General features: G+C 64.7%; 22 protein-coding genes. 11 read left to right on the top strand and 11 right to left on the bottom strand.

What is annotated here, in order from left to right:
• Positions 1–10 precede the first annotated feature (10 nt).
• From ybcJ to R2B70_RS10820, 4 genes are all read right to left on the bottom strand, one after another.
• Entirely contained in the window at positions 11–244 is a 234-nt protein-coding gene (gene ybcJ, locus R2B70_RS10835; protein WP_010674882.1) for a ribosome-associated protein YbcJ, read from the bottom strand.
• A 175-nt stretch (positions 245–419) separates the two neighbouring features.
• Entirely contained in the window at positions 420–824 is a 405-nt protein-coding gene (locus R2B70_RS10830) for a MaoC family dehydratase (protein ID WP_209792525.1), read from the bottom strand.
• Entirely contained in the window at positions 821–2605 is a 1785-nt protein-coding gene (locus tag R2B70_RS10825) for a class I poly(R)-hydroxyalkanoic acid synthase (protein WP_318161455.1), read from the bottom strand. The genes R2B70_RS10830 and R2B70_RS10825 overlap by 4 nt, the downstream gene beginning before the upstream one ends.
• A gap of 92 nt (positions 2606–2697) precedes the next feature.
• Positions 2698–3048 carry a phasin family protein gene (locus tag R2B70_RS10820; RefSeq protein ID WP_042076941.1) on the bottom strand — a complete coding sequence of 117 codons (351 nt, stop codon included), beginning with the start codon at positions 3046–3048 and terminating at the stop codon, positions 2698–2700.
• 293 nt (positions 3049–3341) lie between these two features.
• On the opposite strand from R2B70_RS10820, the gene R2B70_RS10815 reads away from it, so the two are divergent.
• The 3 genes from R2B70_RS10815 (at position 3342) to pdxY (ending at position 5948) form a co-directional block, all read left to right on the top strand.
• On the top strand, positions 3342–3902 hold the full coding sequence (locus R2B70_RS10815) for a VC2662 family protein (RefSeq protein ID WP_318161454.1): 561 nt from the start codon (positions 3342–3344) through the stop codon (positions 3900–3902).
• A 78-nt stretch (positions 3903–3980) separates the two neighbouring features.
• Entirely contained in the window at positions 3981–4736 is a 756-nt protein-coding gene (locus tag R2B70_RS10810; protein ID WP_318161453.1) for a DUF429 domain-containing protein, read from the top strand.
• 348 nt (positions 4737–5084) lie between these two features.
• Complete coding sequence (pdxY, locus tag R2B70_RS10805) at positions 5085–5948, top strand: pyridoxal kinase PdxY (RefSeq protein ID WP_318161452.1); 864 nt, start codon at positions 5085–5087, stop codon at positions 5946–5948.
• A 40-nt stretch (positions 5949–5988) separates the two neighbouring features.
• On the opposite strand, the gene R2B70_RS10800 is transcribed toward pdxY, so the two are convergent.
• The 4 genes from R2B70_RS10800 to cyaB all read right to left on the bottom strand — a co-directional run bounded on the left by R2B70_RS10800 (position 5989) and on the right by cyaB (position 8003).
• On the bottom strand, positions 5989–6297 hold the full coding sequence (locus tag R2B70_RS10800; protein ID WP_318161451.1) for an antibiotic biosynthesis monooxygenase: 309 nt from the start codon (positions 6295–6297) through the stop codon (positions 5989–5991).
• Between the two features lie 139 nt (positions 6298–6436).
• A complete protein-coding gene (locus tag R2B70_RS10795; protein WP_318161450.1) occupies positions 6437–6943 on the bottom strand; it encodes a GNAT family N-acetyltransferase in 507 nt (168 codons plus the stop codon).
• A 99-nt stretch (positions 6944–7042) separates the two neighbouring features.
• Positions 7043–7435 carry an NUDIX domain-containing protein gene (locus R2B70_RS10790; protein ID WP_318161449.1) on the bottom strand — a complete coding sequence of 131 codons (393 nt, stop codon included), beginning with the start codon at positions 7433–7435 and terminating at the stop codon, positions 7043–7045.
• A 16-nt stretch (positions 7436–7451) separates the two neighbouring features.
• Positions 7452–8003 carry a class IV adenylate cyclase gene (gene cyaB, locus R2B70_RS10785; RefSeq protein WP_318161448.1) on the bottom strand — a complete coding sequence of 184 codons (552 nt, stop codon included), beginning with the start codon at positions 8001–8003 and terminating at the stop codon, positions 7452–7454.
• 273 nt (positions 8004–8276) lie between these two features.
• Here cyaB and R2B70_RS10780 point away from each other — a divergent pair, with 273 nt between their 5' ends.
• From R2B70_RS10780 to R2B70_RS10765, 4 genes are all read left to right on the top strand, one after another.
• Positions 8277–9122, top strand: a complete 846-nt coding sequence (locus R2B70_RS10780) for a DUF5718 family protein (protein WP_318161447.1) — start codon at positions 8277–8279, stop codon at positions 9120–9122.
• 268 nt (positions 9123–9390) lie between these two features.
• A complete protein-coding gene (locus R2B70_RS10775; protein WP_039038590.1) occupies positions 9391–9723 on the top strand; it encodes a YnfA family protein in 333 nt (110 codons plus the stop codon).
• A gap of 23 nt (positions 9724–9746) precedes the next feature.
• Positions 9747–10202, top strand: a complete 456-nt coding sequence (locus tag R2B70_RS10770) for a GNAT family N-acetyltransferase (protein ID WP_318161446.1) — start codon at positions 9747–9749, stop codon at positions 10200–10202.
• A gap of 62 nt (positions 10203–10264) precedes the next feature.
• Complete coding sequence (locus R2B70_RS10765; RefSeq protein ID WP_167826382.1) at positions 10265–10705, top strand: acetyltransferase; 441 nt, start codon at positions 10265–10267, stop codon at positions 10703–10705.
• 70 nt (positions 10706–10775) lie between these two features.
• Here R2B70_RS10765 and R2B70_RS10760 read toward each other — a convergent pair whose 3' ends face one another.
• Both R2B70_RS10760 and R2B70_RS10755 read right to left on the bottom strand, forming a co-directional pair.
• Positions 10776–12164: a DEAD/DEAH box helicase gene (locus tag R2B70_RS10760; protein WP_069651325.1), complete on the bottom strand. Its 1389-nt coding sequence runs from the start codon at positions 12162–12164 to the stop codon at positions 10776–10778.
• Positions 12165–12425: 261 nt separating this feature from the next.
• A complete protein-coding gene (locus R2B70_RS10755) occupies positions 12426–12902 on the bottom strand; it encodes a glutathione peroxidase (RefSeq protein WP_318161445.1) in 477 nt (158 codons plus the stop codon).
• Positions 12903–13110: 208 nt separating this feature from the next.
• Here R2B70_RS10755 and R2B70_RS10750 point away from each other — a divergent pair, with 208 nt between their 5' ends.
• The 4 genes from R2B70_RS10750 to R2B70_RS10735 all read left to right on the top strand — a co-directional run bounded on the left by R2B70_RS10750 (position 13111) and on the right by R2B70_RS10735 (position 16775).
• Positions 13111–13719, top strand: coding sequence for a 2OG-Fe(II) oxygenase (locus R2B70_RS10750; protein ID WP_318161444.1), 609 nt, complete (start codon positions 13111–13113; stop codon positions 13717–13719).
• Between the two features lie 250 nt (positions 13720–13969).
• Entirely contained in the window at positions 13970–14959 is a 990-nt protein-coding gene (locus R2B70_RS10745; RefSeq protein ID WP_318161443.1) for a D-alanine--D-alanine ligase, read from the top strand.
• A 151-nt stretch (positions 14960–15110) separates the two neighbouring features.
• Positions 15111–15860 (top strand): tRNA-uridine aminocarboxypropyltransferase, encoded by a 750-nt coding sequence (locus R2B70_RS10740; protein ID WP_318161442.1) that lies wholly within the window; start codon positions 15111–15113, stop codon positions 15858–15860.
• 135 nt (positions 15861–15995) lie between these two features.
• On the top strand, positions 15996–16775 hold the full coding sequence (locus R2B70_RS10735) for a TSUP family transporter (protein ID WP_318161441.1): 780 nt from the start codon (positions 15996–15998) through the stop codon (positions 16773–16775).
• 54 nt (positions 16776–16829) lie between these two features.
• Here the strand turns inward: R2B70_RS10735 and R2B70_RS10730 are convergent, their stop codons facing one another.
• Positions 16830–17693: a LysR family transcriptional regulator gene (locus R2B70_RS10730; protein ID WP_318161440.1), complete on the bottom strand. Its 864-nt coding sequence runs from the start codon at positions 17691–17693 to the stop codon at positions 16830–16832.
• Positions 17694–17728: the final 35 nt, after the last annotated feature.

The raw sequence follows: 17728 nt of genomic DNA, 5'->3' as shown, positions 1-17728 counted from the left end.
CAAGCAGGGATCAGAGGATCTCGGGGCTGACGCCTTCTTTCACCACGACTTTCATGCCGTTGAAGTTGACCACCTGCTCGGCGACTATCTTGCAGCGCTTGCGGGTCTCCACCTGGCCGTCCACCTCCACCAGGCCCTCGGCGACCAGCGCCTTGGCCGCACCGCCGCAATCGGCCCAACCCTGATGCTTGATCAGGTCACACAAGGCAACGAAGGGGTGACCTTCGAGCAGAAACGTCTCCATGGGAAATCCTCTAGCTGGATGAATGGCTGAAAACAGCGGGGGCTCATTTTAGGCAGTTAGGCGGGGCAGGGAAAGGACCTGGGCCGAATTGCCCCGAAAAAGGAGGCGAGGGTCGCGGGGGAGTACAATCAGCCCGGCAGGGACCGGGCTGATTGTGTCTGCTTGCCGCCGGAGCTTAAGGCAGCTTGACCACGGCTTCCCCCGTCACGGCGAGGGCGCCACTTGAGGTGAAGATGCGGGTGGTCAGGGTGGCGATGGGCTTGTCGCTGCGAAGGGCGGTCACCTCCACCTCGGCCGTCACCTCGTCGCCGACGAAGACCGGCTGCTTGAAACTGAGGCTCTGGCCCAGGTAGATGCTCCCCTTGCCCGGCAACTGCTGGCCCAGCAGCCCCGAGAAGAGGCTCGCCAGCAGCATGCCGTGGACGATGGGACGCTCGAACGGCGTGGTGGCGGCGAAGGCCGGATCCAGGTGCAGGGGGTTGAAGTCCTCGGACAGGCCGGCAAAGGCCGAGACCTCGGCCTCCCCGAACCGCTTGGTCAGACGCGCCTTCTGGCCCACGGCGAGGGCTGGTACATTCATGCTGCATCCTCCTGCTGGGCGCTGGCAAACACCGGGTTGAGCCGCACCTTGACGTAGCTGCCTGGCGCCGCCTCCAGCCCTTCGGCCGGCACGCGTGCGGGGACGGGCTCGGCCCCCTCGTCACGGCCCTGGATGAAACGGATCATCTCGGGCCACCAGGAGCCGGTGCTGTGGGTCGCGCCCGCCAGCCACGCCTCTGGGCTGCCGGCCTCGATCTCGCTCTGCCAGAAGCCGTATTTGTTGGCCGCCGGCGGGTTGATGATGCCGGCGATATGGCCCGACTCGGCCAGGAGGAAGCGCCGCTCGCCGCCGAACAGCGCCATGCCCTGCCAGGTGCCCTGCCAGAGGGCGATGTGATCGTCCACGGCCGACACCAGCAGCACCGGGGTCTTCACCTTGGCGAGCTCGATGCGGGTGTTGCGGATCCTGAGCTCCCCCTTCACCAGCTGGTTCTCCAGGTAGAGACGGCGCAGCAGACTGCTGTGGGTCTTGCCCGCCACATGGGTGCTGTCGCTGTTCCAGTGCAGCAGATCGAAGGCCACCGGGCTCTGGCCCTTGAGGTAGCTGTCGATGTAGTAGTTCCAGTAGAGGCTGTTCTCCCGCAGCAGGCTGAAAGAGACCGCCAGCTGGCGACCGTCCATGATGCCCTTGGCTTCATTCTGGGCCTCGAGCGCCGCTATGATGGGCTCGTGGATGAAGATGCCGAGCTCCCCGGGCTGGGAGAAGTCGAGCAAGGTGGTGAACAGGGTGGCGCTGCGTACCCGCTGCTTCTGGCGCCGGGCCGCCAGCCATCCCATGGCCAAGGAGAGGGCAGTGCCGCCGATGCAGTAGCCGATGCCGTGCACCTCCCGCTCGCCGGTGGCCGCCTCCACGGCGTCCAGGGCGGCGATGACCCCGTCCACCACGTAGTCGTCGAGATCGATCTGGGCCTGATCCACGCCCGGATTGCGCCAGGAGATCATGAACACCGTCTGGCCCTGGGCGACCAGCCAGGCCACCAGGGAATTCTGGGGCCGCATGTCCATGATGTAGTACTTGTTGATGAAGGGGGGGACGATCAGTACCGGGGTCTTGCCCACGGTTTCCGTGGTGGGGCTGTACTGGATCAGCTCAAAGAGCTCGGTGCGATGCACCACCCGGCCCGGGGTGGTCGCCAGATCCCGCCCGAGCTCGAAGGCGGACTCGTCGGTCAGGCGGATGTTGAGCTGATCGGCGCTGCGTTCCAGATCCTCGGCCAGCAGGGCCAGCCCGCGCACCAGGTTCTGGCCGTCGGAGTCCAGGGTGAGCCTGAGCAGTTCCGGGTTGGTGGCCAGGAAGTTGCTGGGAGCCATGGCGTTGATGTACTGGCGGGTGAAGAACCGCAGCCGCTCCCGGCTCTTCTCGGGCAGGCCGTCAAGGGCATCCACCGAGGCCAGCAGGTGTCTGGCGGTGAGCAGATAGGATTGCTTGAGATAATCGAAGATGGGCTGTTCGCTCCAGGCGTCGGCCTTGAAGCGGCGATCGCTGCGCTCCGGGGTGATCACGGGGTCGCTCTCCTGGCCCGCGCTCTTGAGCAGGGTGTGCTGCATCAGCTTGAGCTGATCCTGCCACCAGTTCATCTGGGCCTGGATCAGCTGCCAGGGTTGCTGGCTGCCCTGCTCCAGCACCTTGCCCAGATCGTCCAGATTGGTCTGCAGCAGGGCCTGGGCTGTGCGCTCGGTCTGGGCCTTGGCCATGGCCAGCAGCTTGTCATTGTAGTGGGCCAGGGCCTCGAACAGCGGGCCGTAAGATGGTTGGCTCATGTGTTCTCCTTCACCCACACCCGAGGCGGGCAGGGGCCCGCGCACTCGTGTCGTGGGGAGATGTGGCTGCCCGGACGGGCAGCCAGGGGTTATCAGGCCTTGCCCGTGCTCTTCTTGATGCCGTCCGCGGTCAGGGCATCCAGCTCTTCCTTGAACTGCAGGCCGAGGGCGTTGAGCTTCTGGATGTCATCCAGCATCTGGCGGGAGAGCTGGCTGGCGGTCTCCAGCTGCACCGTGCCGAGAGCCGCCAGGCTCTGGGCATCCTGCACCTTGCTCACGGCCTGCAACTGGTTGAGGCCCAGTTCGGCGTAGGCGTTGGCGGAGGCCAGCTGCAACCGGGTCAGCTGTTCGATGTTGCTGGCCAGCAGCTGGTTGTAGCGGGTGAGGGGGGCGGCAAAGCCTTGCATCTGCTCGGTAAAGCTCTTGATCACGTCCATATTCATCATGGGTCTCCAGTTCGGCAGAACAGTATTGTTGTGGGCCATGTGGCCCTTCTTGCGGGTACGGCACGTCATCCCTGTCTCCGTGTTGTTTGCTCTGTTCAAACACACGTTTGAGCATTCTGCAACCAAATCGGCTTTGGTGTAAATGACATAAATGTTAATTTCTGTTTGAATTTTTCTGTCAGTCGCCACGGATTCAGACGAGAGGTGACGCAAGGGGGGTGGCGGGACCTCGTTCCGCCGATCATGGGCTGATACCCTTGGACATCACTCCGATCCTCAAGGAATGCCCGATGAAGCCTCTTGCCCTGCTGCTCGGCAGCACACTGCTCCTCGCTGGCGCGGCCCAGGCCAGCACCCCGGTCCAGATCTCCCTGCCCGGCGTCAATCTGCCCTCGTCCCACCAGGTGGAAGGGGCGCGCGCCTCCCTCCTCTATGGCCGGACCGGTCAGGTGAAGGGCATCGATCTGCCGGTGTTCGCCCTCTCCGACGTGGATCAGTTCACCGGCCTGCAGCTTGGCGTTTTCTTTGGCGCAGGCCGGGTGCGCCACCAGTTCGGCGGTGTGGCCATCAACGCCGTCAACTGGCACCAGGGTCAGGACACCGGGCTCAACCTGGGCTTCGTCAACCTGACCAACAACGTGCAGGGCCTCAACTGGGGGGCGGTCAACGTGGCGCAGGGCAACGCCCTGGCCAACGTCGGCTTCGTCAACTATGCCGAGCGCACCACCTTCCAGCTCGGTTTCATCAATGCCACCAGGCACCTCGACGGCCTGCAGATAGGCCTCGCCAACTACGCCGAGAACGGCATCTTCCCCATACTGCCCCTGGTGAACTTCAAGAAATCCTTCTAACCGTGCCGCCGCCCCTTGCTTTAGGAGGGGCAGTCATTACCCTGTGCTTCATCAATAGTGCGTGGAGGTGACAGGGGCATGACAACGGAACACATGGATGCCATCGGCATCGGCTGGGATGTGAGGGGCTGGCAGGGCAATGCCCAGGCGGTGGCCGTGGTGGGCTGGCAGGCTCGCGAGCGGCGCCTGCACTGGCTCGGCATTTCCCCGCTGTTTCGGCTGAGCTCCCGGGTGGCGCCGGATCTGGACGCCTTGCTGCGTCCGGCGCTGCAAGACGAGATGGCGCTGATGCAGGTTCTGGCCTGCCCGCACCTCGCGCTCGGCATCGACGCCCCCCTGGCATTTCCACGAGCCCTCGGCGAGCTGCTGGCGGGGCGGGGGCCCGAGTGTGCCGTGCCCCAGCGGGAGATAGACAACCCTTACGCCTATCGGGACTGCGAACGCTGGCTCCATGAGCAGTACGGCAAGAAGCCGCTCTCGGCCACCTTCGACAGGCTGGGCAACAACGCCACCCTGGCGCTCTCCATGCTGCCGCGCCTCGGTGATCTGCAGCTGGTGCCAAAACAGGTGAGGGAGGCGGATCGCGCCGTGCTGGAAGTCTATCCCGCCCTGGCCAAGGTGGGGGGCAAGGCCTCGGCGGTGCGGCCCGAGTTGCAGCCCCATCTGCCGGCCTCCCTGGTGCCGGGCACCGATCTCTACGATGCCGCCCTCTGCGCCCTGATGGCCCTGCAGTATGCGGCCGGGGGGCGCGTCTCCTCGCTGCCTCCCCTGGTGTCGCCAGTGGCCGACTTGGCCCTGGACGAGGGCTGGATCTACCACTTCGCCCGGGATTGAGGGGCCCAGACAGGGGACAGCATTTCCGTGCTGCCCCCTGTCGTCCACTCTCCTGTGAACCTTCGGACTCTGGCCCCGGCATCATCACCTGTTTAAAAACACATCTCATATGCCATCAAACAAGAGTCTCGATAGACCTGACAATGCCTGGTGACAATAGCGGTTTGTGTCGGGGTGGCATGGCAGGAGAGCGGCAGAGCGGGGGATGGCTACATCCTGGTGGCCAAATCTGCCGCAGATCCCGGCTTCTCAAGCATAAATAGAGGTTGATGGCGGTAATTGCTGGATGCGCCGTCTCCTCATCCGATATATTGCCTGTTTTCTCATGCTTCTTGTGCGGTGGTTTCGATGAAACGCATTCTCTCTATCCAGTCCCACGTGGTGTTCGGCTGTGCCGGCAACAGCGCCGCCGTGTTTCCCATGCGCCGTCTCGGCATGGAGGTCTGGCCCATCAACACGGTGCAGTTCTCCAACCACACCCAGTACGAGGCGGGCTGGCAGGGGATGGCGATGCCGGCGGGCCATATCGGTGCCCTCTGTCAGGGGCTCGGCAACATAGAGGTGCTGGGGGGTTGCGATGCGGTGCTGAGCGGCTATCTGGGGTCGGCGGAGCAGGGGGACGAGATCCTGGCGGTAGTGGCGGCGGTCAAGGCGGCCAATCCGGCGGCCATCTACTTCTGCGATCCCGTCATGGGGCACCCGGAGAAGGGTTGCATAGTCGCTCCGGGCGTCACCCGCTTCCTGACGGAGAAGGCGCTGCCGGTGGCAGACATCATGGCTCCCAACCTGCTGGAGCTGGAGACCCTGTGCGGCGTTCATCTGGCGACCCTGGCCCAGACCCGCGCCGCGGCGCACCAGCTGCTGGACAGCGGCGTCAAGATGGTGCTGGTCAAGCACCTGGGCCGCGCCGCAAGCGTGGCCGGGCGCTTCGAGATGCTGCTGGCCACCCCAGAGGGGGATTACCTTATCGCGCGCCCGCTCTACGACTTTGCCCGCCAGCCGGTGGGGGTGGGGGATCTCATCAGCGCCCTGATGCTGGCCAATCTGCAGGCGGGGTTTGATGCGGTGAGTGCGTTTGAGCGCACCAACGCCGCGGTGGATGCGGTGCTGCGCCAGACCTGGCAGACACAGGCTTACGAGCTGCAGCTGATCGCGGCCCAGTCGGCCTTCGCCGAGCCGCAGATCGCCCATCGGGCAGAGTGCCTGGCCTGAAGAAGTTGATCAGCCCGTGACAGGCCACGCTAATCAAGGCTTAGCTTGCGGCGCTGATCGGTGTTGCGTCCTGAAAGTGTTCGACCGTGGGGAAGGGGTCGTAGAAGTGGTGCAGCAGGGCCTTCCACTCCTGATACTGGGGAGAGCCCCGAAACCCCTGGGTATGATCCTCGAGCCGCTGCCACCGGACCAGCAGCAGGTAGCGGTGGGGATCGGTCAATGAGCACTGCAACTGGTGCCCTTTGTAGCCCGGCATGGCGCTGATGATGCGCTGGGCCTCCTCGAACGCCTGCTCGAAGGCGGGGGCCTGGCCGGGAATGATCTGCAGGTGGGCGACTTCCAATATCATGCTGGCTCCTTGCCAATGGGATCTGGTTGAACGGGAAGAGGGAGAGAGCCGCGCCATGCCGGCAAGCCGCGGCCCCATGGACAAGGCCGGCCCGAGGGCTGGCCTGGTTGTATGGGGAGGCCGCCGATCGGCGCCTGCCTCAGAGCTGCTTGTAGAAGAACTGGGTGGCGGCCAGGGTGCCGTCCCCATTGCGGGCGAAATTCGGGATCTGGCCGGCCTCCTGATAGCCGAGCTGACGATAGAGGGTGGAGGCCACGTCGCCGACCCGGGTGTCCAGCACCAGCAGGCTGCGCCCGGCATCCCGGGCTCCCTGCTCCATGGCCTGCATGAGGGCGCGGCCCACTCCCTTGCCACGGGCCTCGCTGTGCACCATCAGTTTTTCCACCTCGGCCCTGTGGCCGCCGTTGGCTTTGGTGCACAGGGAGAGTTGCAGGGCGCCGATCAGGTGATGCTGATCGAACGCCACCCAGAGCCTGCGCACTCCGTCGGCCAACTCCCCTTCGATGCCTTGCCAGTACACCAGCCCCTGCTCTTCCTGCAGGGGGGGCAGGAAGCCCACGGATGCACCGCTGGCCACGCAATCTTGCAGCAGGGTGATCAGCGCCGGTTTGATGCCTCTGGTGCTATCGACCTCAAGGATCTCCATTGAAACTCCTCATCTTCTCACTTGACCCACTCGGGATCATCTTTCACGGGAGGCGCCGCCCGCTAGGGCGACCGCACGCCTGTCAAACGGTGTTCAGCCTTAGCGGATCAGGCCCTGCTCCGCCAGCCACTGGAACAGCAGGCGGGAGACGGGGGAGATCTGGTCCTGGTGACGGCTGTCGAGCCAGCGCAGCTCGGCGATCTCCGCCGAGGCGACGGGAGTACCGTCGGCGTCCCCCGTGTAACAACGCAGATTGACATTCACCCCTTGCGGCTTGCCATCCGCCTGGGCGCTGAATTCGCAGGCCAGGCGCAGAGTCTCGGGGTGGAGCCTGACCGCCAGCTCTTCCTCGATCTCGCGCACCAGGGCGGCCTCGTCGCTCTCGCCCGGCTCGCGCTTGCCGCCGGGAATGTAGTAGAGGGCCTTGCCGTGGGAGCGGGCGCACAACAGTTGCCCCTCCTTGAAGGTCAGCCAGGCCAGTTTGTCGATCATGGGCAGAGTCCTCTTGTCAAAGGGAGGCCCGCTGCTCGCACAGGGTGCGATAGGAGCGGGTCTCCAGCATGTCGGGGGTGAGCCCCAGCCTTGCGGCCAGCGTCTGCAGCTGCGCGCGATGGGCGGGCAGGGCGGCCTCGTCGTCGGTCATGATGGCCAGCTCGGCGAAGTCGCCAAGGCCGGCCAGACTGTCCAGGGTGACGTGGAAGGGACCCAGGAAGTAGATGCTGCGCCGCTTGTCGATGGTCAGCACCGGCTGGTAGCCCAGGGTGCGCACCATGCTGGCGGCCTTGTCGGCGTCGGTGATGTTGACCGCCTCGCAGCGATCGGGTCCGGGCCCTTTGACTATCCAGAGCCGGATGCCGCTGGGGGCCATGGTGCGGATGATCAGGCTCTTCTCTGCCCGAGCCAGGGCGCCGTCTGCCGTGTCGAAGTAGCAGTCCTGCTCATGATTGTCCGCCACCATCACCTCGGGGCCGAGGGCCGTGAGGGTATGCACAAAGGCGGCGCTGTCCGTCAGGCGGTATTTGAACTCCACCTCGAAGCGCCCCTGAAAGTGGGTGGTCATGGCCTTGCGACGGCTCCCGAACGGCAAATGAATAGGGCAGCCTAGCAAAAGTGCCGGGCTCTCCCAAGCATCGGGATCACAGCTTCGCATCGACTGCCGACTTTATGACCAGATGGTGAGGGAAAATCCGCCCTGGTGCACAGCTTGTGGCCCGGTGGCTGGGCGCCGTACGGGGGCTGTGCTCTAATAAGCTCCCTCTTTGGCGGTATTGCCGCCCTGAACAACGACAACGACAACGAGGCGGCGGCCCCGGCCGCGCCAGTGGAGCCACAGATGCAGATCACCTCACAGACCCCCTTTATCGGACTGGGCGTGGCGGGCAACTTCGCCGGTCACCTGGAGCAGGCAGGGGAGGCGGCGGATTTCGTCGCCGTCAAGGTTGACGACAAGGTCGCCCCCAAGGCGCTGTTCCCCTTCTATGTGCCGAACCATCCCGGCCAGCTCGGGGTCTTTCCCCTGAGCGGCGAGGCCATCTTCCTGCCGGAGGCGGCGGTGAGCGGGGACGAAAAGGTGCAGATTGAACCCGAGGTGGCACTGTGGTGCGAGCTGGAGTACACGGGGGAGCAGGTGGTGGCCATCCATCCCAAGGCGTTTGGCGCCTACAACGACTGCTCCATCCGTCGCCCCAATGCCAACAAGATCAGCGAGAAGAAGAACTGGGGTGAAGAGAGCAAGGGGCTGGCCGCGAACCTGCTGCCCCTGACCCACTTTGCCGCAGGATGCGAGCTCGATGACTACCGCATCGCCTGCTACCTGGAGCGCGGCGGTGAGCTGCATCCCTACGGGATCGACAGCGCGGCGGTGGATTACAGCTACTTCCATCAGCAGTTGCTAGACTGGGCCATCGGCAAGTTCAACCATCAGCAGGACGAGGGGCCGGCCGAGCATATCCAGGGGCTGCTGGCCCAGGCGGGATGCCCGGCCCATGCACTCATCAGCATTGGCGCCACCCGCTACACCCCCTTTGGCGAGACCCACTTCCTCGCTCCCGGTGACACCGCCTGCGTGGTGGTCTACCCCGCCAGTCGCTACGACGAGCAGGATATCCAGGAGGCCATCCGAGCCCGCCGCTTCGGGCCGGATGTCTCCGTGCTGCTGCAGGCGGTCAAGACCCGCTAATCCTGTCGTCAGGCCCGCTTCGGCGGGCCTGACTGTTTTTAAGCACAGCGCAGCCCGTTCCCTGTCGGCTTTCTACCCCCTGTTTGCATACCCTCTATACCTACCGCACGCCATGCCAAGCGCATGATGTTCCTCGATCCTGTTCGCGCTCCGCCATCTGCCTCCCGTGCCCTGAACCGTGCACCTCGAAAGCCGATTGCAGTGGCTGGATATAACAGTATGATTTGCCACAAGAAGTCCATTCTGCCTGCAAGGATCCCGAGTATTCATGGTTGAACTCAAGACCCTGGCCCTGTTTCTGGTGACTGCGGTTGCCGAGATCCTGGGCTGTTATCTCCCTTATCTCTGGCTGACCCAGGGCAAGAGCGTCTGGCTGCTGCTGCCCGCGGCCCTGAGCCTGGCCCTGTTCGCCTGGCTGCTCTCATTGCACCCGACCGCCGCTGGCCGCGTCTATGCCGCCTATGGCGGCGTCTACATCTTCGTGGCCATTCTCTGGCTCTGGGCCGTGGATGGCATCAAACCCAGCCTGTGGGATCTGGTGGGGGCCGGGGTGGCCCTGATCGGCATGGCCATCATCATGTTTGCCCCAAGACCCGCCTGATATCGATGCCAAGGGAGATCAGCATGATGACGACAGTGGTGATAAGAGAGTGTGAGGCGCAGGACTTGGCCGGGCTGCTGGCCCTTTATCAGGAACTCAGGCCTCAGGACCCCGTGCTCGACGAGCAAGGGGCCTGCGAGGGATTGGCGGCGATGCTTGATCTGCCCCATACCCGCATCATGGTGGCCCTGGTGGAGGGCCAGCTGGCCTCCAGCTGCCAGCTCGGGGTGATCCCGACCCTCACCAACGGCGGCCGACCCTTCGGCATCATAGAGCATGTGATCACGGGCGCCGCGTTTCGCCGCCAGGGGCTCAGCCATCAGTTGCTGGAGCATACCCTGGCGCTGGCCTGGGAGCTGCATTGCTACAAGGTGATGCTGCTCTCAGGGGAGGGGCGGGAGGCCGCTCATCGCCTCTATGAGGGACTCGGTTTCAAGGCCGGCATCGAGAAAGGGTTTGTTATCAAGGCGCCGCAATAAGTCCCATGGACTGCTGCATCATCAAAGGCGTGGGCTGTTATCCGCAACATATTGAGGTAGCGATGAAAATTGACGCCGCACAAAAGTGCGATCACCCAACCCTTATCACCATCTGGGAGGCCTCGGTGCGCGCCAGCCACCACTTCCTGCAAGAAGCCGACATAGCGGCCCTGAGGCCCTTGATCCTGGAGCACTATTTCGATGCCGTGACGCTGAACTGTGCCAGAGTAGACAATGGCGAGATCGTCGGTTTTATCGGGGTGGCCGAGGGCAATATCGAGATGCTGTTCGTCGCCCCCGCCGGGATGGGGCAGGGGGTGGGTCGCCAACTGGTGGCCCATGCCATCGCCAATCTCGGGGCGCGCCGGGTGGATGTGAACGAGCAAAACGAAGGGGCCTGTGGGTTTTACCGACGGATGGGCTTCGAGGTGACGGGGCGCTCCCCCCTGGATGGCCAGGGCAAGCCCTATCCCCTGCTGCACATGGCCTTGGCCGCCGGTTAAGGGCGCCAGAGCATAAAAAAACCGCCCTCGGGCGGTTTTTTGTTGTTCAGGAGGTTTGGCTCGCACCCCCTCACTCCTCGCTGGAGTTGTCCTGATAGTCGCCCCGCTGGGCCTTGGGTAGACGGCGCATGGGGGCGAAACCGATGTCCTCGCCCACCACTTCCCGCTTGCGGGCTGGGGCTGGCTTCTTGCCGCCATCGCTCTTCGCCTTGCTCTTGCCTGCGGTTGTTTTGCCGTTGCCACCCTTGGTATTGGCGGCGCCACGGGCGCGGGGCGGGTTTTGCACCGGCTTGCTGCCCGGTAGGGTCTGGCGGCTCGGCTTGCCGCTCGGCTCGTACCCTTCCAGGATCTCCACGGTCAGGGATTGGCCGATCAGCGCCTCGATCTCCTTGAGCTGACCCAGCTCGTCCTGGCTCACCAGAGAGATGGCCTCGCCGCCACGCCCGGCACGGCCGGTGCGGCCGATGCGGTGGATGTAATCCTCCGCCATCTGGGGCAGCTCGAAGTTGATCACGTGGGGCAGCTGATCGATGTCCAGACCCCGTGCGGCGATGTCGGTGGCAACCAGCACCCGCACCTTGCCTTCACGAAAATCCGCCAGCGCCCGGTTGCGGGCCCCCTGGCTCTTGTCACCGTGGATGGCGACCGTATCCAGGCCATCTTTCTGCATTTGCTGGGCGAGTCTGTCGGCAATCTGCTTGGTGCGCACGAACACCAGCACCCGCTGCCAGTTGCCACGGCCAATCATGTGGGAGAGCATCTCCCGGCGGCGCTCCCGATCGACCTGGATGATGCGCTGGCTTACCTGCTCGGCGGCGGTGTTGCTGGGATCCACCTCGATGAGGGTGGGATCCTTGAGCAGATCGTCCGCCAGCGCCTTGATGTCATTGGAGAAGGTGGCGGAGAAGAGCAGGGTCTGACGTTCCTCCGGCAGGGCCTTCATGATGCGGCGAATGTCGGTGATGAACCCCATGTCGAGCATTCTGTCCGCTTCATCCAGCACCAGCACCTCGAGGGCGCTCAGGGTCAGGGCGCCCTGGGTCAGCAGATCCAGCAGGCGGCCCGGGGTGGCGACCAGGATGTCGACCCCGAGCTTGATGGCGTCCAGGTTCGGCTTGATGCTGACGCCGCCATAGGCGATCAGGGTACGAAACGGCAGGTGGTGGGCATATTTGATGATGCTCTCGCCCACCTGGGCGGCCAGCTCCCGGGTCGGAGTCAGCACCAGGGCTCGCACCTGGCGGCGACCTCCACGGCCATGGTTGGCCAGCAGCCGATGAAGCATGGGCAGGGTGAAACCGGCCGTCTTGCCCGTGCCTGTCTGGGCGCCGCCCAGCACGTCCTGCCCGGCCAGGATGGCGGGAATGGCTTGCTGCTGGATGGGGGTGGGTTGTTCGTAACCCAGCTCCTTGACGGCCCGCAGGATGTGCGGTGACAGACCCAGTTCATTGAATGACATGTTCGAGGGACACTCCGAGCCTTGGGCTCAACGGGTGACGGCAGCCTTGGTCCGTCACGACATGGAAAATAGGGTGGGTCGCCATCGAGGCTGGGCCTGAGCCCGGCAAAGCGACCGCACAAGAGACAGTGGGCGCGTAATATAGCAGATGCGAGGCGCACGCGCAGCAGCCGTGTCGCGAGCAGGGTTGCCACGGCCATCCCGGTAGGGAAAGGCCAGGGGGGCGCGAAAAGGGGCCCGCTTCGCCTCGGCGGACGCCCGTCAGAGCAGTCCCTCGATGGCCTGCACCAGATCCTCCGGCCTGGTCTGGGGGGCGAAGCGGTCCACCACCCGGCCTTCACGGTCAATCAGGAACTTGGTGAAGTTCCACTTGATGGCCTCGCTGCCAAGGAGCCCCGGCTTTTGCTCCTTGAGCCAGCGATAGAGGGGGTGGGCCCCGGCGCCGTTGACCTCGCACTTGGCCATCAGGGGGAAGCTGACCGGGTAGTCGAGCGAGCAGAAGCGGGCGATCTCCTCGGCATCGCCCGGCTCCTGATGGCCGAACTGATCGCAGGGGAAGCCCAGGATCTCGAAGCCTTGGGGGCTGAACTGGCGATAGAGGGCCTCAAGCCCGGTGTATTGGGGGGTAAAACCGCAGCGGCTTGCCACGTTGACCACCAGCACGACACGGCCCTGCAGATCGGCGGTGGACCAGGGCGTGCCATCGAGTCGTTGCAGGGGGATGAGGGGCAGGGGCATGGTTTCTCCTGATGCAAGAGGGGCGACAAGGCGCCCGGGGGACAATCCTTGCACGTTAACGGGCCGAGGGCCGGGGAGCAAGGGGGAGGGCGTCTGTGCCCCCCAGACTCCTATTGATGGCGGGACTTCTCAAGAGAAGCAATCCGGTTTGTGCCGATGGTCCGAAGTCGCTACAAAGCGCACTCTCTCCCCTCGCTGTGAGCCTATCTTGGACTATCAAGCCGTCATGGATGCCATCTACACCCAGGGTTGGGTGATAGTGGATGATTTTTTAATCGCCGCCGAGGTGGATGCCCTCAAGGCTTGCCTGCCGGACGAGTGGCGACCGGCGGGGATCGGGCGCGAGACCCTGCATCAGGACAACCGCGATATCCGTCGGGATCAGATCCACTGGCTCGACGCCTCCCTCGGCGCCCCGGTGGCCGACTATCTGGCGAGGATGGAGGCACTGCGGCTGGCCGCCAACCGCAGCCTGATGCTGGGGCTGTTCGACTACGAGGCCCACTTCGCCCGCTACCGGCGTGGCGACTTCTACGCCACCCATCGCGATGCCTTCGCCGGGCGCTCCAACCGCCGCCTCACCTCGGTGTTTTACCTGAACAACGGCTGGCAGCCAGAGGCGGGGGGAATATTGCGGGTCTATGACGACAACGAGCAGTTCCTGATGGACGTCTCCCCCAGAGGTGGGCGCCTGGTGTTGTTCTTGTCGGAGGAGTTCCCCCACGAGGTGCTGCCCGCAAGCGAGGAGCGCTACAGCATCGCCGGCTGGTTTCGGGTCAACGGCAATGGTGGCGGGCGGGTCGATCCGCCGCGCTGAGCGCATTTCACCCAGTTTCTGACACAGACGGGCACTTTTACGGGTCTGGATGGGGGGAGGGCAGTCCCATCGGCTGACAAGGCTTCCCCTCCCTTGCTACACTGCCCGCACTTATGTTCGTTTCCGGCTTCGTCCTGTGATGGAACATGCTCGCCCTTCGGCCGGTACTCGCCGGCGGGGGCGAACAGGCTCTTCGGTTGGTTTTTGACAGGGTGATGACGAAGCCGCTTCTCCCAAGGGATCACATCTAATGAAGAACATGCATGTCTTGCTGCTGTGCGGTGGCGGTGGCTCCGAGCACGAAGTCTCGCTGCGCAGCGCCAATTTCCTCGAAAAACAGCTCGGGCTCCTGCCCGGCGTCGAAGTGACCCGGGTCGAGATGTTTGCCGACCGCTGGCTCAGCGCCGACGGCCGTGAGTGCAAGCTGGGGCTGGACAAGCTGCTCTCCTTTGACAGCGTGGCCCGTCCGGTGGACTACGTGGTGCCCTGCATCCACGGCTATCCGGGCGAGACCGGCGATCTGCAATCCTTCCTGGAGCTGGCGGGCCTGCCCTATCTCGGCTGCGACGCCGAGGCGAGCAAGATCTGCTTCAACAAGATCACCACCAAGCTGTGGCTCTCCGCCATCGGCATCCCCAACACCCCCTATCTGTTCCTGACCGAGCAAAACGACGCGGCGCAGGCGCAGGCGAAAGCCGCGCTGGCCAAGTGGGGCAAGGTCTTTATCAAGGCGGCGTCCCAGGGCTCCTCCGTGGGCTGCTACTCCGCCAGCAACGAGGCCGATCTGGTGAAGGGCATTGCCGATGCCTTCGGCTATTCCGAGCAGGTACTGATCGAGAAGGCGGTCAAACCCCGCGAACTGGAAGTGGCGGTCTACCAGTACGGTGACGAGCTGGTGGCGACCTACCCCGGGGAGATCTGCGTGCCCCAGGACAAGTTCTACACCTACGAAGAGAAGTACAGCAGCGCCAGCCACACCGAGACCGCGCTGCGGGCCGAGGGGCTGACCCAGGCCCAGGCCGATGCCATCCACGAGTACGCCCTCAAGGCGTTCTGTCAACTCAAGTTGACCCACCTGTCGCGCATCGACTTCTTCCTGACCGAAGAGGGGGAGATTTTGCTCAACGAGATCAACACCTTCCCGGGCATGACCTCCATCTCCATGTTCCCGAAACTGCTGGAGCATCACGGTCACAACTTCGCCGACTACCTGGAGCGGATCCTGCGCAAGGCGCTCTGACGCAGCCGCAGCCGTGCAACCTGAGGGGCCCAAGGGCCCCTCTGTCATATCCCCTGGTCAGCTGATGGTTGCGCGCCTTGCCGCAGAGTGCGCCCCCCGCTACAATCTGCCCCCTTTTCTCCCGCCGAGTGCATCCCCAGAGCCGCGCCCCATGAAGCCCATTCCCGATCACGCCGTCAATCGCCTGCGCCTGTGGCGCAAGAGCGTCTCGACCAGGCCCTTTCTCGCCCGTGGTGGCAGCGTGCCGCGCTGCGACGCCTGCCAGCTGCGCCACGACTGGTGTGCCTGTGACTGGCGCCCCGCGCTCAAGGCCGAGGCGGGCTTTTGCCTCTTGATGTATGACAGCGAGCCCATGAAGCCCTCCAACACCGGGCGCCTCATCGCCGACGTGCTGCCGGATTCCACCTGGGCCTTTCTCTGGTCGCGGACCCAGCCCCATCCCGAGCTGCTGGCCCTGCTGGCGGATCCCGCCTGGCAGCCCTACGTGGTGTTTCCCGCCAGCGAGAAGGCGCCCGCCCGTCTGACTGGCGAGGTGGCGCTGGCGCCGGGCAAGAAGCCGCTCTTCATCCTGCTGGACGGCACCTGGCCCGAGGCACGCAAGATGTTCAACAAGAGCCCCTATCTGGACGGCTTTCCGGTGCTTGCCATCAAGCCCGATGCGCTCTCCACCTACGGCATGCGGGTCGCCCACAGCGACGAGCACCTGTGCACCGCCGAGGTGGCCGCCTGCGTGCTGGAAGTGGCCGGGGAGCTACGGGCGGGTCAGGCATTGCAGCTCTGGTTTAATCTCTTCAGCCGCCGCTATATGGCGGGCCGGGTGAGCCGGGCGCCGGGGGATGACGAGACGCCGTTGCTGCAAGGGCTCGAGGCCATCAAGGAGCAGGCCGTCTCTTGCGCTTGATTGATGAAAATAAGGAATCGATTGGCTGCCACTGTTTCGTTGGCTTCATGTGCCCGTGGCCGCTAGGATAGCGTCCTGCTGACTCATTCAGGCTCCAGGCAGCACCGGGAGCCGCCAATCACACGAGGTCTATGGATGGAACTGGAATTGTTCACCCTGGTCGCCCTGTTCGGGGTGGCCCTCATCGCCGGCTTTATCGACGCCATCGCCGGGGGCGGGGGGCTCTTGACGGTGCCGGCCCTGCTGGCCACCGGCATGCCGCCGGCCCTGGTGCTCGGCACCAACAAGCTGCAGAGCAGTTTCGGCTCCTTCTCCGCCACCTGGTTCTATGCCCGCAAGGGGCTCCTGGAGTGGGCCATCATCTGGCCTGCCGTCATCTGCACCTTCATCGGGGCGGCCATCGGCACCCTGGCGGTGCAGACCATAGACGCCGCCATTCTGGAGCGGCTGCTGCCCTTCCTGCTGATGGCCTTCGCCTGCTACTTCTACTTCTCCCCCAGGGTGAGCGATGCGGAGAGCCAGCGCCGCCTCACCCCCATGGCGTTCGCCCTGCTGGTGGGCGGGGGCGTAGGCTTTTATGACGGCTTCTTCGGGCCGGGCACGGGGTCGTTTTTTGCCATCGGCTTCGTGGCCCTGGCGGGCTTTGGCATGGCCAGGGCCACCGCCCACACCAAGCTGCTGAACTTCACCTCCAACATCGCCTCCCTGCTCTTCTTCACCCTGGGGGGCAAGGTGGTGTGGAGCGTGGGCCTGTGCATGGCGCTGGGACAGTTCATCGGGGCACGCATGGGCTCCAAGCTGGTGCTCAAGAAAGGGGTGACGCTCATCAAGCCGCTGCTGGTGACCGTCTCCCTGCTGATGTCCGCCAAGCTGGTGTGGAGCCAGTACCCCGAACTCTTTGCCTGGCTGGGCTGATCCTGGCACCAAGAATGGCGAGGGTCCGATCCGCTGGATCGGGCCCTCCTGTTTTCAGCCCTGGGAACTCAGGTGCCGGAAATGGGTTTGCAGGGTCTGCACCAGGCGGGCAATGCGATCGCGCTTGAGGCTGTTCGGCCGATAGACCAGGTGGAGCGGGCGGCCCAGCCCCGGCAGGGGACGGGCACTCTTGCCCTGCTCGCCCACCAGGGCCAGCAGGCCGGCGGGCAGCAGCACGGGCCCGATCCCCGCCTTGGCCAGCTCGATCAGCGCCAGGTAGGAGTCGAGCTCCATGGCGGGGGTGAGCCCGAGGGCGGCCAGGGGCTCGCGCAGGTAGCGGTTGGAGGGGTTCTCCAGATCCATGGTCAGTATCCTGCGCTCCTCCTCCTGATCCCCAGGCGTGGCCTCCCCCTGATCATCGCCTACCAGGTAGAAGGGCTCCTCCAGCAGCCGCTCGGCGCACAGGCCGTGGCCCGGCGGCAGCCGACCGGCGCAGATGCCGAGCAGGGCGTCCCCGCCGCGGACCCGGGCCAGGATGACAGGGGTGTGATGGGTGGAGAGCGCGATGTGAGGATCCTGCTGCAGGTAGTCGTGCATAAAGCGGGCGAGGTAGCCCGCCAGCAGGGTCTCCGAGCAGGCGACGGGCAAGGGGGTATGGTCGGTGAGGATCTGGCTGTCCGCCAGCACCCCCTTCATCTCGGCCAGGCTCGGCGCCACCCGGGCGAGCAGCTCCCGGGCCTGGGGGGTGAGGCGGGTATGGCGGCCATCGGGCTCGATGAGCTTCTTGCCGAGGCGCTGCTCCAGCTGGGCGATGCGCTTGCTCACCGCCGACTGGCTGATGTAGAGGCGGCTCGCGACCTTGGCCATGGTGCCCTCGCTCGCCAGCAGGCAGAGTGTCTCCAGCCCTTCCAGTAACATGCGTCTTCCCGTTCTCGTCTGTTGAAAGCCGTTAC

Source organism: Aeromonas sp. XH, from assembly GCF_033348475.1.
GTDB lineage: Bacteria > Pseudomonadota > Gammaproteobacteria > Enterobacterales > Aeromonadaceae > Aeromonas > Aeromonas sanarellii.
The sequence above is the reverse complement of the archived record's forward strand: the minus strand, read 5'-3'. Positions and strand labels throughout refer to the sequence as shown.